Raw genomic sequence first — 15044 nt, forward strand, 5'->3', positions numbered from 1 at the left:
CTACCCCTGCGGCAGGAGTGCGTACTGGTAAGTGTGACTGGTCGTGAAGCCGAGCCCGTCCTGGAGCGCGATCGCCCCGGTGTTCCCCGGCTCGACCTCCAGGTACCCGCCGCTCGCGCCCTCCTCGGCGGCCCGGGCCGCGAGCACCGCCAGGACTGCGGTGCCCAGCCCGGTCCGGCGTGCGGCGGGGGCGACCTCGAGCGCGCCGAATCCGGCCCACGGGCCGTCGATGACGCAGCGTCCGACCGCGCGCGGGGGCCGGCCGGGGCCGTCGCCGGGCACGGTGGCGAACCACACCGACGGCCCGCCGTCGACGGCCCGCAGGGCGGCCTCCCCGACCGGGGGGCTGCCGGCGGCCGGCCGGTACGGCGACAGCCGGGCCGCGTCGGCCGTCCGGGCGAGCCGCACCTCGCGGAGGGCGGCGGGGGCCCCGGCCCGGGCGAGCCCGGCCAGCGGCGCGACCCTGAACAGGACCGGCTCGTACGTCGCGCCCAGGCGGTCCAGCTCGGCGCGGAGTTCCTCCGGCGGCCCGGCGGCGCCGAGTTCCAGCCGGGCCGGCAGCCCCCGCGCGGCGTACCAGGCGCGGACGGCCGCGAGCGCCTCGGCCGGCGGCAGGCCCGGATCGCCGAGCGCCAGGGCGGAGCCGCCGCACCGGGTGGAGCCGGCCGGGCCGCGCAGGGTCCACTCGCCCAGCGGCTCCCGTTCGACGGTCGGCCGGCCCCGGTCGGCGATCCGCCGGAGGTCCTCGGGGCCGGCCGGCGGCAGCGGCGCGCGCCGGGCGGGGAAGAGCGGCACCACCTTGCCCGCGACCAGCAGCCGTTCGTCGAAGGAGACCGGTCCGCCGGTCCGCGGCACCACCGTCAGGCCCCGGTCGTCCCAGGAGGCGAGCACGCCGATCACGTCGCGGAAGACTGGCCGGTTGTCGTCGGCGAAGCCGGCGAGCCGTCGTACGGAGACTCTCCGGCCCACGTCGGAGCGGTCAATCCGGACCTCCGGACGGTCCTGAACCGGCCCTTCGACGGCCATCTGGGCACCTCCTGTGCATTTGCGGTCTCCGACCCGCGATACTAGGGGCGGGCATCGACGACACCGCGCTCACCCGCGCACGCGAGAAAACAGAATGGGCCGCCGAGCCCTTCCGAGGAGGAACGACAGCGTGACCTACGTCATCGCGCAGCCTTGTGTCGACGTCAAGGACAAGGCCTGCATCGAAGAGTGCCCGGTTGACTGCATCTACGAGGGCGAGCGATCGCTCTACATCCACCCGGATGAGTGTGTCGACTGTGGTGCTTGCGAGCCGGTCTGCCCGGTCGAGGCGATCTTCTACGAGGACGACACTCCGGAGGAGTGGAAGGACTACTACAAGGCGAACGTCGAGTTCTTCGACGACCTCGGTTCGCCCGGCGGTGCTTCGAAGCTCGGCCTGATCGAGCGCGACCACCCGTTCATCGCCGCTCTGCCGCCGCAGAACGCCGACCACTGACCGGATCGGTGGCAATTCAGCTGTGACTACCAAGAACAGCACGCTCGCGCCGTTCCCGGGCCACCCGGGGGCGGCGCGCCGCGTTTCCGACCTCCTGCCGGTGTTCCCCTGGGACAAGCTGGAGCCCTACAAGGCCACGGCGCTCGCCCACCCGGGCGGGCTCTGCGACTTCTCCGTGGGCACCCCGGTGGACCCGGTCCCCGAGGTGATCCAGAAGGCGCTCGCCGCCGCCACGGACACCCCCGGCTATCCGACCGTGTGGGGCCCGGAGGAGTTGCGTGAGGCCGTCGCCGGCTGGCTGCGGCGCCGGCTCGGCGCGGAGATCGGCCCGCGGGCCGTCCTGCCGACCGTCGGCTCCAAGGAGCTGGTGGCCTGGCTGCCGACCCAGCTCGGCCTCGGCCCCGGCGACCAGGTCGCCTACCCGCGCCTGGCCTACCCGACGTACGAGGTGGGCGCCCGGCTGTGCGGCGCCGAGCCGGTCGAGTACGACTCGGTGGACGAGCTGGACGGCTCCCGGGTGCGCCTGCTGTGGGTCAACTCGCCGTCCAACCCGACCGGGCGGGTGCTCGGCGCCGACGAGCTGCGCCGCGCGGTGGCCTGGGCGCGCGAGCACCGGGCGCTGCTGGTCAGCGACGAGTGCTACCTGGAACTGGGCTGGGAGGCCGAGCCGGTCTCGGTGCTGCGCCCGGACATCTGCGGGGACGGCCACGAGGGCCTGCTCGCGCTGCACTCGCTGTCCAAGCGCTCCAACCTCGCCGGCTACCGCGCCTCCTTCGTGGCGGGCGACCCGGTGGTGGTCAGGGAACTGCTGGAGGTGCGCAAGCACGGCGGCATGATCGTGCCGGCGCCGGTGCAGGCCGCGACGGTGGCCGCGCTCGGGGACGACGCGCACGTGGCCGAGCAGCGGCAGCGCTACGCGGCCCGGCGGGCGGCGCTGCGGGCGGCGCTGGAGGCGTACGGCTTCCGGATCGAGCACTCGGAGGCGAGCCTCTACCTGTGGGCGACCCAGGACCGGCCGTGCTGGGAGACCGTCGCCGAACTCGCCGGACTGGGCATCCTGGTGGCGCCCGGTGACTTCTACGGTCCGGCCGGGGACCGCTTCGTCCGGGTGGCGTTCACCGCGACCGACGAGCGGGTCGCGGCGGCGGTGGAGCGGCTGAACGCGGCGCGCTGACCGCGTGGAAGGCCGAAGGGGCCGGTGTTCCGAGATGGAACACCGGCCCCTTCGCCGTCGTCGTACCGGGGTGCCGCCCGACCCGAGGGGTACGGGAGCCGCGGCGGGGGAGGGCTAGAGGCCGAGGCCGCCGCCGTTGACGCCGCCCAGCAGGCCGCCGATCGGACCGAGCGCGCCGGTCAGGCCGCCGAGGCCGTTCAGCGGGCTGTTCGGGCCGAGGTCGGCGCCGCCCAGGCGGTTGGCCGAGCCGTGCTCGGCCAGGCCGAGCACGTCGGCGCCGGGCAGGCCGGAGGCCAGGCCGCCGGGGACGGCGCGGCCGACGGCGCCGAGCGGCAGCGCGTCGGTGACGGCGTTGGTGCTGGGGACGGCCTGGGTCAGCCCGCCCGCGCCCGGGACGGCGTTGGCGACCGCACCGGCCTGGGAGAGCCCGCCGACCGGGTTCGCCCCGCTCTGCGCGCTGCGCTGCGGGCCGGCGGCGTGGCCGGTGACGGCCTCGCCGAGCTTCCCGGCCAGGGTCTTGGCGACCTTCGGGGCGACGCCCGAGAGCTGGCCGGTGGTGGCGGCGGTCTGGTCCACCGGGGCGGTCAGCGAGCCGGCCTTCTCGTTCGCCTCGGGGAGCTGCTGGGCGACGATGTTGCCGGTGGCGTCGGCGGTGGCGGGCACACCCGCGGCCACGGTCGCGGCGCCGGTGCTCCCGGCGGCCTGGCCCAGCTCGTGGGTGGTGTGCTGCAGGGTGGAACCCGTGTCGGTGTTGGTCAGCTGGCCCAGCGGGGCGGCCAGGTCGCTCTTCGGCAGCAGGGCGTCGGCGGCGGACGCGGAGCCGGCCGCGACCAGCGGGGTCGCGCCGGCCGCCACGAGCAGCGCGGCCTGGGCGATCCGGCGTGTGAGGGGGTGAGACATGGGGCTCCTCGAAAGGGGTCTGGGTCCGTTCCGTCCGCCGGGCGGACAACGGTGTTACCGCTTGAGAAGCCAGAAGGTTTCGGCCGGTGCAAGGAAAACGTCGTACCGACCATCTGACGGTATGACCGCATGGGAGGCCGCTCCCGGAGCCGTGCCGGGGGTGCGGGCACGCGACGGGCCAAGGGGAGTGACGGTTCTGCGCGCCGCCGGGCCCGGCCGTGCGTCTGTCCACCTGCGTTGACGCGAATCACTCGTACGGCGGCAACCCGGACATCAGTGCGTCAGCCGCCAGGACCCCCGGTCTCAGCTCTTCGCGGGGGCCGCCAGCGAGACCAGCACCAGCTTGGTCGACGTCCCGGTCGGCTGCGGCTTCCAGCCGTCCTCGGACTTGGCCTTCCGCCAGATCCGGCCGTCGTAGGCGACGGTCTCGATGCCCAGCCGCTGTGCCTGGGCCACCGCCCAGTGGGCCACCGCCCAGCCGTTCTGCCGTTCGGCCTCCGGCCCGGAGTCGGTGGACGCGGTCGGGTCCGGGGTCAGCGAGACGGCGTTCTCGGCGCCCTTCACCGTGGAGGTGTAGCCGGTCGCCGGGGTCACCGTCCGGCCGAACTCGCGGCGCACCCGGTCGCTCAGCACCTGCGCCCGGTCCGGGCGGGCCGCCGCCGTCGCGTCGGCGGCCGGCGCGGCCCCGGCCGGGGCCGGCGAGGACTCCTCCTCGTCGGTGTCCGGCGCGGCGAAGTCGCGCACCACGCAGTTCAGCGCGGCCGCCTCCCGGCCGGTCAGGGCCGAGGCCAGCAGGGTGGCCTTGGTCTCGTGCTTGGCGTAGGCCTGCGGGTAGCCGCTCTTCTGCACCTGCTGGGCCGCGTCGGTCAGCGGCAGCCGGGTGTACCCGGGCACCTTCACCAGGCCGTCCAGGAACTTGTTGGTCGCGTAGACCGGGTCCATGATCTGCTGCACGGTGCCCCAGCCCTGCGAGGGCCGCTGCTGGAACAGGCCGACCGAGTCCCGGTCGCCGCCGGCCAGGTTGCGGATCTTGGACTCCTGCATCGCGGTGGCCAGCGAGATGGTCACCGCCCGGTCCGGCAGGCCGCGGGCGTGCGCGACGGCGGCGATGGTCGCGGCGTTGGCGGCCTGCGGGACCTCCAGCGTCCCCTCGCCGGCCGGGGTCTTCACCGAGCAGCCCTCGGGGGTCAGCAGCTTCTGGTCGCGCAGCCAGTACAGCCCCACCGCGACCACGGCCAGCACCAGCAGCACGATCAGCACCGCGCGCACCGGCCTGCGGCGCCGCGGCGCAGCCGCGTCCCCGTCCCCGCCGCCGCTCTTCCGCCTGGCCACCGCCGCCCCTCTCCACCGAGCACTCCGAAACCGACACCGTACCCACTCGGACGGGTGTGCGGCCGTCGACGGTTGCCTCCGGACGGCACCGAAGCCGTCACGGACCGGCCACGGCCCGGATCCGCCCGGCACCTGTCCGGCATCCGCCCGGATCCGTCCGGCATCTGTCCGGGAGCGCGCCCGGGGGCGAGCCGGGGTCGCGGACGGGATCGAGGGCGGGAGCGCGGACGGGACTACGCTGGACGACCATGAGCAGCTCGAAGACGCCCCTTGACCTCACCCTCGACGGCGGCGCGCTGACCGCCCAGCTGGTCGACTTCCCCTCCGTCAGCGGCGACGAGCAGGCGCTCGCCGACGCCGTGGAGGACGCCCTGCGGGCCCTCCCGCACCTGACCGTCGACCGCTACGGCAACAACGTCGTCGCCCGCACGAACCTCGGCCGCGCCGAACGCGTCCTGCTCGCCGGCCACATCGACACCGTGCCGATCGCCGACAACGTGCCCTCCTGGGTCGAGGGCGACCTGCTCTTCGGCTGCGGCACCTCGGACATGAAGTCCGGCGTCGCCGTCCAGCTCCGGCTCGCGGCCACCCTGCCCGAGCCCAACCGGGACCTCACCTTCGTCTTCTACGACTGCGAGGAGGTGGAGGCCCACCGCAACGGCCTCGGCCACCTCGCCCAGGTCCACCCGGACTGGCTGGCCGCCGACTTCGCGGTGCTCATGGAGCCCAGCGGGGCGGTCGTCGAGGGCGGTTGCCAGGGCACCCTGCGCGCCCAGGTCCGGCTCACCGGCGTCCGGGCCCACTCGGCCCGCAGCTGGCTCGGCGACAACGCCATCCACCACGCCGGCGAGGTGCTGCGGCGGCTCTCCGAGTACCGGGCGCGCAAGGTCGACATCGACGGCCTGGAGTACCACGAGGGCCTCAACGCGGTGCGGATCGACGGCGGCGTGGCCGGCAACGTGATCCCCGACGAGTGCGTGGTGACGGTCAACTTCCGCTTCGCGCCGGACCGCGACGAGGCCGGGGCCGAGAAGCACGTGCGCGAGGTCTTCGACGGCTTCGAGGTCACCGTCACCGACTTCGCCCCGGGCGCGCTGCCCGGACTCGACCAGCCGGCCGCCCGGGCCTTCCTCGCCGCCACCGGCGGCACCGCCCGCGCCAAGTTCGGCTGGACCGACGTGGCCCGGTTCAGCGCGCTCGGCGTCCCGGCGGTCAACTACGGCCCGGGCGACCCGAACATGGCGCACAAGCGGGACGAGCACTGCTCGTTGAGCGCGATCGCCGAGACCGAGGAGCGGCTGCGCGCCTGGCTGACGGCCTGAACCCGGCGGACGGCCGGACCGGTCCCGCGGCCGGTCCGACCGTCCGACCATCGGTCGAACGCCATCTTCCGGTTGCCCAACCGACCTTCCACCGTTGCCTGAAAAAGGGGTGGCCGGGGCGTAGGGTTTCGTCATGACAGGCACTGGAGACGAAAAGCACTACGGCCACGGTCCTGAGCAGGTGGGCGGGCCGCGCCCGAAGAAGGCGTGGCCCGAGAAGCAGAAGGGCCCGGTGCTGGTGCGCCGGGACCAGGTCGGCGAGAGCACCACGGACCAGCGGCTGCTGGACACCACCGGCCCGACCGACTGGCTGCACACCGACCCCTGGCGGGTCCTGCGCATCACCTCGGAATTCGTCGAGGGTTTCGGTGCGCTCGCCGAACTCCCGCCCGCGATCAGTGTCTTCGGCTCCGCGCGGACCCCGGTCGACTCACCCGAGTACGCCGCGGGCGTCGCGATCGGCCGGGCCCTGGTCGAGGCCGGCTTCGCGGTGATCACCGGTGGCGGCCCGGGCGCGATGGAGGCGGCCAACCGGGGCGCCTCGGACGCCGGCGGGCTCAGCGTCGGGCTCGGCATCGAGCTGCCCTTCGAGCAGGGGCTCAACGAGTTCGTCGACCTCGGGCTGAACTTCCGTTACTTCTTCGTCCGCAAGACGATGTTCGTGAAGTACTCGCAGGGCTTCGTCGTCCTGCCCGGCGGCCTCGGCACCCTGGACGAGCTGTTCGAGGCGCTCACCCTGGTGCAGACGAAGAAGGTCACCCGCTTCCCGGTGATCCTCTTCGGCAGCGCGTACTGGGGCGGACTGGTCGACTGGCTGCGGGACACCCTGGTCGCCCAGGGCAAGGCCGCCCCGCACGACCTGGAGCTCTTCCACGTGACCGACGACATCGACGAGGTCATGAAGATCCTCGTCGACGCCCGCCGGCCCGTGAACGAGATCTAGGACCCGGAAGGGCCCCGGATCCCCTCCCCGGCCCCCGGACCCCCGACAGGTCCCCGGCGGGGCCCCCGGAGGCCGCTACGCCAGCCCCCGGCGGGCCACGGCCGGCGGGCGGGTGCCGCGGATCGAGGCGACCATGTCGAGCACCTGCCGGGTCTCCGCCACCTGGTGCACCCGGTACACCTGGGCGCCCAGCCAGGCGGAGACCGCCGTGGTCGCCAGGGTGCCGAGCAGCCGCTCGTCCACCGGCCGGTCCAGGGTCTCGCCGACGAAGTCCTTGTTCGACAGCGACACCAGCACCGGGAAGCCGGTCGCGGTCATCTCCGGCAGCCGCCGGGTCGCCTCCAGCGAGTGCCGGGTGTTCTTCCCGAAGTCGTGCCCCGGGTCGATCAGCACCGCGTCCCGCCGCACACCCAGCTCCACCGCCCGCTCGGCCAGCCCGACGGTGACCCGCAGGATGTCCGCCATCACGTCCTGGTAGCCGGCCCGGTGCGGCCGGGTGCGCGGCTCCGCGCCGCCCGCGTGCGTGCAGACCAGCCCGACGTCGTGGCGGGCGGCCACCTCGGCCAGCCGCGGGTCCACCCCGCCCCAGGCGTCGTTCAGCAGGTCGGCGCCGACCTCGCAGACCGCCTCGCCGACCTCGTGCCGCCAGGTGTCCACACTGATCACGGCCCCGGGGTGGCGCTCGCGCAGCTCCGCCACGAACGGCACCGTGCGGCGCAGCTCCTCCTCGACGGTCACCTCGTCACCCGGCCCGGCCTTCACCCCGCCGATGTCGAGGATCGCCGCACCCTGCGCCATCGCGCGGTCGGCGGCCTCGAACGCGGCCTCGTCGGCGAAAGTCGACCCCTTGTCGAAGAACGAGTCCGGTGTGCGGTTGACGATCGCCATGATCACAAGCTCGTCGTCGCCGAATTCCCGTGGTCCCAGGCGCAGTGCCACCGATGTCTCCTCCACAGCTGCTGCGGGTGCGATGATGGCCCCCCGGCCCATCGGGACCATGATCCCACTCCTGTCGGGGCCGGCCGGAGAATCGGGAGGACCGCTCGTGTTCTGGGTGATCGTGGTGGCCATGGCCGTAGTGGTCGGCGGCGCCGCGCTGGTGGCGCTGGGCGGCGGCGGTTCGATGCCCGAGGCCGTGCAGGACCGGATCTCCGCCCGGCTGCCGCAGGACCGCCCGCTGGGCCGGGCCGACGTGGACGCGCTGCGCCTGCCGATGGCCCTGCGCGGCTACCGGATGGACGAGGTGGACGACGTCCTCGACCGGCTGGGCGCCGAACTCGCGCACCGGGACGCCCGGATCGCCGAGCTGGAGGCGCTGGCCGCGGTCCACGGCGCCGTCGAGGCGGCCGACCGTCCCGAGCCCGGTGCCGAACCGCTGCCCGGCCTGGAGGAATTCGCCCTGGTCGTCGAGCCCGCCGTCGCCCTCACCAAGTCCGCCGCGGCCCCCTCGGCCGGCGGCCCCGAGGACGCCGTGCCGGACGGCGAGCGGTGAGCGCCACCACCGGCGCCGTCCTGGGGGCGGACGGGCTGCGCCGCTGCGCCTGGGGCGATTCGGCGGACGACTACCGGATCTACCACGACACCGAGTGGGGCCGCCCGGTGCGCGGCGACGACGCCCTGTTCGAGCGGGTCTGCCTGGAGGCGTTCCAGTCCGGCCTGTCCTGGATCACCATCCTGCGCCGCCGCGAGGGCTTCCGGGCCGCCTTCGCCGGCTTCTCGATCGCCGAGGTCGCCGAGTTCGGCCCCGCCGACGTCGAGCGGCTGCTCGCGGACACCGGCATCATCCGCAACCGGGCCAAGATCGAGGCCTCGATCGCCAACGCCCGGGTCGCCCGCGAGCTCGACGGCGGACTGGACGCGCTGATCTGGGGGTTCGCCGGGGACCAGGACCGGCCGGCGCCCCGCACCCTGGACGAGGTGCCGGCCGTCACGCCCGAGTCGACGGCGCTCGCCAAGACCCTCAAGAAGGCCGGCTTCCGGTTCGTCGGCCCGACCACCGCGTACGCGCTGATGCAGGCCTGCGGGCTGGTGGACGACCACCTCGCCGACTGCCACGTCCGCACCGCGCCCGCAGGCCCGGGCCGGGTCTGAGCCGGACCTGGGACCGGGTCCGGACCGGACCCGGACCGGGGCGCGTGCGGGGCCCGGCCGGGGCTACCGGCCCAGGTAGGCCGGCTTCTCCTTGGCGATGAAGGCGCGGACCGCGATCCGGTGGTCCTCGCTCTCGCCGGCCAGGGTCTGCAGCTCGTCCTCCTTGTCGAGCAGTTCGCTCAGCGAGTGCGAGGCGCCGTACGCCAGGGACTCCTTGATCGCGCCGTACGCCACCGTCGGGCCCTCGGCCAGCTCCTTGGCGAACACCCGGGCGGTGGCGGCCAGTTCGGCGGCCGGCACGACCTTGGTGGCCAGGCCCAGCTCCATCGCCTCGGCCGCCTTCACGGTGCGCGGCAGCATTAGCAGCTCGGTCGCCCGCGCGTGGCCGACCAGCCGGGGCAGGGTCCAGGAGGCCCCGGAGTCGGCGGTCAGCGCGATCCCGGCGAACGCGGTGTTGAATCCCGCGGTGTCCGCCACGATCCGGAAGTCACAGGCGAAGGCCAGCGAGGCGCCCGCCCCGGCCGCCACCCCGCCGACCGCGGCCACCGTCGGCTTGCGCATCCCGGCCAGCGCCCGCAGCAGCGGGTTGTAGTGCTCGGCCACCGTCCGCAGCGCGCCCTCGCCGGTCTCCTCGGCCCGCTTCAGCAGGCCCAGGTGCTCCTTGAGGTCCTGCCCGACGCAGAACGCCCGGTCGCCCGCGCCGGTCAGCAGCACCGCGCGCACGGCCGGGTCCTCGGCGGCGGCGGTCACGGTGTCACGCAGCGCCACCTTGGTCGCGACGTCCAGCGCGTTCATCGCCCCGGGGCGGTTGATCGTGATGACGGCCAGGCCGCCGTCCAGCTCGTACAGCACCGAATCGGACATGGGCGAGAGCTCCCTTGCTCGTGATCGTGGGCTGCCAGGATGCCGGAGGCCCGGGCCGCCTGGGGAGTGTGAGGTATCGCACCTTCCGGTGGCGTGCGGACCGGCGCCGCGCCGGGGCTTATGCCGGTTATTGGGGGGGATTGCGGCGGTCCGGACGAGGTTGCACCGAGAGTGATGTTGGTCATCAGGCCGTGGCATGCGGGATAATGGCTTCCGATCAATGCGTTCGATACCGGCGGTGGACGGACTGCCGGTGCGTAGCTGAGCGGTTGCAGGAAGGGGAACGAGCATGGCGGCCATGAAGCCGCGGACGGGTGACGGCCCGCTCGAAGTCACCAAAGAGGGGCGGGGCATCATCATGCGCGTTCCGCTCGAAGGCGGCGGACGCCTCGTGGTGGAGCTCACGCCCGACGAGGCCCACGCCCTCGGCGAGGCCCTGAAGAAGGCCTGCGGCTGACCGCAGCAGGCGCTCGCCATCTCCTGGAGATGTGCAGCCGGGCCCGGTACGACCATCGCGTCGTTCCGGGCCCGGGTACGTTTTCGCCACCGTGCGCCGTGCGCTGTGTCCCGCGCGCCGCTACCGCTTCACGGCGCAGAGCAGCCCGTCCGACACCGGCAGCAGCGCGGGCAGCAGGGCGTCGCTCTCCCGGACGTCCCGGACGAGGTCGCGCATCGACCTGGTCCGCGGGTCCTGGAGTTCCGGTTCGGCCAGTCGGCCCTCCTGGAACACGCCCTCGAAGCAGACCATCCCGCCCGGCCGCAGCAGCCGCAGCGACTCCGCCAGGTACTGGCCGGACTCCGCCGGGTCCCCGTCGCAGAACACCAGGTCGTACTGGCCGTCGGCGAGCCTCGGCAGCACCTCCAGGGCCCGGCCCGGTATGAACCGCGACCGGTTGGCCGCGAACCCGGCGGCCTGGTAGGCCTCCCTTGCCAGCTGCTGGCGCACCGGCTCCGAGTCGACGGTGGTGAGTACGCCGTCCGACCGCATCCCGCGCAGCATGTACACCCCGGAGACGCCCGTCCCGGTGCCGATCTCGGCCACCGCCTTGGCGCCCAGGGCGGCGGCCAGCAGCCGCAGACAGGCGCCGCCGCTCGGGCCGATCGCCCGGATCCCGGTGCGCGCGGACTGCGCCCGGGCGTAGGTCAGCACCGCGTCCTCGCCGACGAAGGTGTCGGCGAGCGCCGCGCGCGCGGGCCCGAACTCGCTGATGGCTGCCTCTTTCGGAGCCCCGGGTGGCGGCCCGGCGCCGAGCAGATGTCGATATTTCCTGCCACAGATTACTGGCCGGGCGGGAACCGCGTACGGCGGCGGGCCGTTGATGGAGCAGGGACCGGGCGAACAGTGCGTCCCGGACACCCTCCGGGAGCCGCTCCGGCGGGCCGGACGGTGCCGCGGATACCGGACGCGGTCCCGGACACTTCTTATCCGGGCTTGACGGGCGAGGTGGATATGGTGGTGGCCCTGCTGGGCAGAAGAGCCGACCGAGGAGGTGTGGCCGAGGGCGACGTCTCCGTGCGGCGGCACTCCCGCGGCACCGCGTCGGCCCGTACGCCGAAGCCCGTGATGAACCAGCCTGCGCACTCCACCCTGGACCAGCCGGCCGCCGCGCCCCAGGCGCCCGCCGGCACTGCCGAGGCCCCCGCCCTCGCGACCTTCGCCGAGGGCCCCGACGCGCAGACCTGGACTCCGCCCAGCTGGGAGGAGATCGTCGAGGCGCACAGTGCGCGCGTCTACCGTCTCGCCTACCGGCTGACCGGTAACCAGCACGACGCCGAGGACCTCACCCAGGAGGTCTTCGTCCGGGTCTTCCGATCGCTGTCCACCTACACCCCCGGCACGTTCGAGGGCTGGCTGCACCGGATCACCACCAATCTCTTCCTGGACATGGTCCGCCGCCGCCAGCGCATCCGCTTCGACGCGCTCGGCGACGACGCGGCGGAGCGGCTCGCCTCCCGCGAGCCCAGCCCGGCCCAGCACTTCAGCGACACCCACTTCGACGCCGACGTCCAGCACGCCCTGGACACCCTGGCGCCCGAGTTCCGTGCCGCCGTGGTGCTCTGCGACATCGAGGGCCTCTCCTACGAGGAGATCGCCGCCACCCTCGGCGTCAAGCTCGGCACCGTCCGCAGCCGTATCCACCGCGGCCGCTCGCACCTGCGGGCCGCGCTCAAGCACCGCGCCCCCGGCTCGGCCCCCGGCCGTGAGCGCCGGGGCGGCGGCGCCGAGGAGCGGCCGGTCCCCGTCGGCGCCGCCGCCGGTGAGGCCCCGGTCGCGCCGGGCGGGCGTGGCCGGAGGCGATCGTGAGCGGAACCGGTCGGTCCGGGCCGGGCCACTCGGACACCCCCGGCCGCACGGCCGCCCGCCGGGCCGGCTGGCCCGCGCTGGGCCGCCGGGGCCAGGACGGGCCGGGAGCGGCCGACGGGCCCGCGCCGCCGGCCGAGGCGGCCCTGCGCGCCGTCGCCGTCCGGTCGGTCGACCCCGCGGAGGAGCACCACCTCGGGGAGCGGCTGTCCGCGTTCGTCGACGGAGAACTCGGCCACGACTCGCGCGAGCGCGTCCAGGCCCATCTGGCGACCTGTCCGCAGTGCCTCGCCGAGGCCGACGAGGGCCGCGCGGTCAAGCACCTGCTGACCCGGACCGGCACGCCCGGCCCGTCCGCCGGGCTGATGGCCCGGCTGATGGCCGTCGGCGCGCTCCCGGAGGACGAGCCGCAGCCGCGCGCCGACCGGCCGCGCCGGGACGACGACGACTTCCCCGGTGGCGGCGTGGCCGGCACCGGGACCCTCGGCGGCAGCCGGCTGAACGGCGGCTCCTTCGGCCGGGGCGCGGGCGCCTCCTTCGGCGGCGGCGCGCTCGGCGCCGGCACCCCCGTGCCCGGGGTCGACCCGCGGGCCTTCGGCCGGGGCGGCGCGGTGCTGCGCCCGCTGATCGGGCGCCGCTCCCTGCGTCCGGACGCCCCGGTCCAGCCGCTGGCCGCGGCCGTGGCCGCGATCGCCCCGGTGGTCCGGCCGGTCCCGCCGCGCGGCCGGCGCTTCGTCTTCGCCGCCGCCGGGGCCTTCTCGGTGGCCGCGGTGACGCTCGGCGGGGTCGGCGGCATGGCCGGCCCGGGCGACGACCAGCACGGCACCGTGGTCAGTCCGGCCGGCAGCGGCGGCCGGGGCGGCATGGTCCCGATGAACGCCCAGGTGCCGGCGGCGGACCTGCCGGTCCGCCCGGTGGCGGTCACCCGGGGCGCGATGCCGCCGCACGAACTCCCCGAGCGCACGCCGAGCTCCGGCGTGGCCGGCCTGCACCACGAGAACAGGTAGACCTCACCGGACCCTCGGGGCCGCGGTCATCGGCGGGTCTTCACCACGGCTTCATCACACCGGGGGTCCTGGACCAGCCGATGGCCATTACGCTGTGGGGAGCGTTTGTCCGATCCGCCCGCGACCGTAGGGAGCCTTGGTGTTCAGTGACGTGGGCACACTGGAGGTCCTGACCCTGGCCATCATGGCCATCGTGATCTTCGGTCCGGACAAGCTGCCGAAGCTGATCCAGGACACCATGGGGTTCATCCGGAAGATCCGGTCCTTCGCGGACACCGCGAAGGAGGACATCCGCAGCGAACTCGGGCCCGAGTTCAAGGACTTCGAGTTCGAGGACCTCAACCCGAAGACCTTCGTCCGCAAGCAGCTGATGGGCGGCGAGGAGGACCCGCTGGGCCTCAAGGACATGCGGGAGTCCCTGGACATCCGCTCGGTGCTGGACGACAAGCCGGCCGCCCCGGTGAACGGGCACGGCCGCAGCGGCAGCGTCTCCTTCGACAAGCCCGCCGCCACCCCGGCCCCCGCGACGGCCGGCGCCCCCCTCACGCCGGGCGAGCGCCCCCCGTTCGACCCCGACGCGACCTGACGCGACCCGACGTGACCTGACGCGCCCGGGCGTGCCCACCCCCCGCCCCCGGTCGGGAGCGCCCGCGTCGTCGCTCCCGGGCGCCCTCCGCGCCCCGCCGAACCGCACGGCTGAGCGGGCCCCGGCGTGCGCGCCGCTATTGTGCTGAGTGTTCCCGCTGTGCCGTCCGTCACTTCCGGTCCCGTCCGGGCCCGAGTCGGTCGGCGGGGGCCCCGAGGTGCGCCACGATGGGAGCGCACCACGGCAGGCGAACGTCGTTGAGGAGGCCCCGGGGATGGACGCGACGAGTCAGGCGGTGGGAACGGCCACGGCCGGCGGACCCATGGTCGGCGGACAGGCAGGCCCGGCGGACCCCCTGGTGCCGTACCTGTCCGCGGACTTCCCCTGGTACGGCCTGGACGACGGCTGGTCCGGCCGCCGCTTCCTGCTGCCGAGCGGCTTCGGCGGCCCGCGCTCCGGCGTCCACGGCGCCGTCGACTACGGCAGCCTGGGCCACGGCGAGGAGCCGGCCCGCCAGTACGAGCCGCGCGACATGCGCAAGTTCGCGGTGGCCGTCACCGTCGCCCGCCGGGACAGCCGGCGCAGCGCCGACAACACCGGCACCCTGGAGGCCACCTCCGCCGCCTCCGCGGCCTGGCTGGCCGGCTCAGGGCTGCTCGCCGCGACCTGGCCGGGCCAGCTGGACCGCGCGCTGCGCCAGGACTGGCTGGACCAGCAGTCCGCACTCGCCTGGGACCTCGCCGACGACCTGGACGGCCCCGGCTGGTCCACCCTCAGCCTCCCGGTGAACGGCCTGCCGCAGTCCTTCCGCTACCGCGAGTCCGAGTACGGCTGGGTCCTGGCCGGCGAGGCCCCCGGTGTCCTGCTGGGCGCCTACGGCCGCGGCATCAGCGCCTACGGCGCGGGCTTCGCCACCGTCCCCGACCTCACCGCCTACACCCGCCCGTAGGGTCCGCGCGCACGACAGTCCCCCGCGCGCACGACAGCCCCCCGCGCGCACGACAGGGGCCCGCCGGTTCGAACCCGCGGGCCCCGGTCGG

Annotated in this window: 17 protein-coding genes; 11 read left to right on the forward strand and 6 right to left on the reverse strand. The window is 74.8% G+C overall.

Going from position 1 to position 15044, the window contains the following annotated elements:
• The gene (locus SM793_RS18745) at nt 1–1026 is read right to left on the reverse strand and encodes a GNAT family N-acetyltransferase (RefSeq protein ID WP_320439352.1); all 1026 of its coding nucleotides are present in this window, start codon (nt 1024–1026) and stop codon (nt 1–3) included.
• A gap of 130 nt (nt 1027–1156) precedes the next feature.
• On the opposite strand from SM793_RS18745, the gene fdxA reads away from it, so the two are divergent.
• Together fdxA and dapC are read left to right on the forward strand one after the other, a co-directional pair.
• Nucleotides 1157–1483 carry a ferredoxin gene (gene fdxA, locus SM793_RS18750; RefSeq protein WP_030061559.1) on the forward strand — a complete coding sequence of 109 codons (327 nt, stop codon included), beginning with the start codon at nt 1157–1159 and terminating at the stop codon, nt 1481–1483.
• A gap of 22 nt (nt 1484–1505) precedes the next feature.
• The gene (dapC, locus tag SM793_RS18755; protein ID WP_320439353.1) at nt 1506–2657 is read left to right on the forward strand and encodes a succinyldiaminopimelate transaminase; all 1152 of its coding nucleotides are present in this window, start codon (nt 1506–1508) and stop codon (nt 2655–2657) included.
• A gap of 114 nt (nt 2658–2771) precedes the next feature.
• On the opposite strand, the gene SM793_RS36460 is transcribed toward dapC, so the two are convergent.
• Nucleotides 2772–3557 carry a hypothetical protein gene (locus tag SM793_RS36460; protein WP_413815988.1) on the reverse strand — a complete coding sequence of 262 codons (786 nt, stop codon included), beginning with the start codon at nt 3555–3557 and terminating at the stop codon, nt 2772–2774.
• A gap of 303 nt (nt 3558–3860) precedes the next feature.
• Nucleotides 3861–4889 (reverse strand): hypothetical protein, encoded by a 1029-nt coding sequence (locus SM793_RS18765; RefSeq protein ID WP_320439354.1) that lies wholly within the window; start codon nt 4887–4889, stop codon nt 3861–3863.
• Nucleotides 4890–5137: 248 nt separating this feature from the next.
• Between SM793_RS18765 and dapE the strand changes: the two genes are divergently transcribed.
• The gene (gene dapE, locus SM793_RS18770) at nt 5138–6211 is read left to right on the forward strand and encodes a succinyl-diaminopimelate desuccinylase (RefSeq protein ID WP_320439355.1); all 1074 of its coding nucleotides are present in this window, start codon (nt 5138–5140) and stop codon (nt 6209–6211) included.
• A 133-nt stretch (nt 6212–6344) separates the two neighbouring features.
• Nucleotides 6345–7154 (forward strand): TIGR00730 family Rossman fold protein, encoded by an 810-nt coding sequence (locus SM793_RS18775; protein ID WP_320439356.1) that lies wholly within the window; start codon nt 6345–6347, stop codon nt 7152–7154.
• Between the two features lie 75 nt (nt 7155–7229).
• On the opposite strand, the gene folP is transcribed toward SM793_RS18775, so the two are convergent.
• Complete coding sequence (gene folP, locus SM793_RS18780) at nt 7230–8144, reverse strand: dihydropteroate synthase (RefSeq protein ID WP_413815990.1); 915 nt, start codon at nt 8142–8144, stop codon at nt 7230–7232.
• Between the two features lie 55 nt (nt 8145–8199).
• On the opposite strand from folP, the gene SM793_RS18785 reads away from it, so the two are divergent.
• Together SM793_RS18785 and SM793_RS18790 are read left to right on the forward strand one after the other, a co-directional pair.
• On the forward strand, nt 8200–8646 hold the full coding sequence (locus SM793_RS18785; RefSeq protein WP_320439357.1) for a DivIVA domain-containing protein: 447 nt from the start codon (nt 8200–8202) through the stop codon (nt 8644–8646).
• Nucleotides 8643–9245: a DNA-3-methyladenine glycosylase I gene (locus SM793_RS18790; RefSeq protein WP_320439358.1), complete on the forward strand. Its 603-nt coding sequence runs from the start codon at nt 8643–8645 to the stop codon at nt 9243–9245. Before SM793_RS18785 ends, SM793_RS18790 begins: the two co-directional genes overlap by 4 nt.
• A 63-nt stretch (nt 9246–9308) precedes the next feature.
• Here SM793_RS18790 and SM793_RS18795 read toward each other — a convergent pair whose 3' ends face one another.
• Nucleotides 9309–10109 carry an enoyl-CoA hydratase-related protein gene (locus tag SM793_RS18795; protein WP_320439359.1) on the reverse strand — a complete coding sequence of 267 codons (801 nt, stop codon included), beginning with the start codon at nt 10107–10109 and terminating at the stop codon, nt 9309–9311.
• A 289-nt stretch (nt 10110–10398) separates the two neighbouring features.
• On the opposite strand from SM793_RS18795, the gene SM793_RS18800 reads away from it, so the two are divergent.
• Complete coding sequence (locus tag SM793_RS18800) at nt 10399–10566, forward strand: DUF3117 domain-containing protein (RefSeq protein WP_078880497.1); 168 nt, start codon at nt 10399–10401, stop codon at nt 10564–10566.
• Nucleotides 10567–10686: 120 nt separating this feature from the next.
• On the opposite strand, the gene SM793_RS18805 is transcribed toward SM793_RS18800, so the two are convergent.
• Nucleotides 10687–11319 carry an O-methyltransferase gene (locus SM793_RS18805; protein ID WP_320439368.1) on the reverse strand — a complete coding sequence of 211 codons (633 nt, stop codon included), beginning with the start codon at nt 11317–11319 and terminating at the stop codon, nt 10687–10689.
• Between the two features lie 354 nt (nt 11320–11673).
• Between SM793_RS18805 and sigE the strand changes: the two genes are divergently transcribed.
• The 4 genes from sigE (at nt 11674) to SM793_RS18825 (ending at nt 14953) form a co-directional block, all read left to right on the forward strand.
• Nucleotides 11674–12414: an RNA polymerase sigma factor SigE gene (gene sigE / locus SM793_RS18810; protein ID WP_413815991.1), complete on the forward strand. Its 741-nt coding sequence runs from the start codon at nt 11674–11676 to the stop codon at nt 12412–12414.
• Complete coding sequence (locus SM793_RS18815) at nt 12411–13418, forward strand: zf-HC2 domain-containing protein (RefSeq protein WP_320439360.1); 1008 nt, start codon at nt 12411–12413, stop codon at nt 13416–13418. The genes sigE and SM793_RS18815 overlap by 4 nt, the downstream gene beginning before the upstream one ends.
• A gap of 139 nt (nt 13419–13557) precedes the next feature.
• A complete protein-coding gene (locus SM793_RS18820) occupies nt 13558–14004 on the forward strand; it encodes a sec-independent translocase (protein WP_320439361.1) in 447 nt (148 codons plus the stop codon).
• Nucleotides 14005–14278: 274 nt separating this feature from the next.
• Nucleotides 14279–14953 carry a hypothetical protein gene (locus SM793_RS18825; RefSeq protein WP_320439362.1) on the forward strand — a complete coding sequence of 225 codons (675 nt, stop codon included), beginning with the start codon at nt 14279–14281 and terminating at the stop codon, nt 14951–14953.
• Nucleotides 14954–15044 lie beyond the last annotated feature (91 nt).

The organism is Kitasatospora purpeofusca, assembly GCF_034043715.1.
Lineage (GTDB): Bacteria > Actinomycetota > Actinomycetes > Streptomycetales > Streptomycetaceae > Kitasatospora > Kitasatospora purpeofusca_A.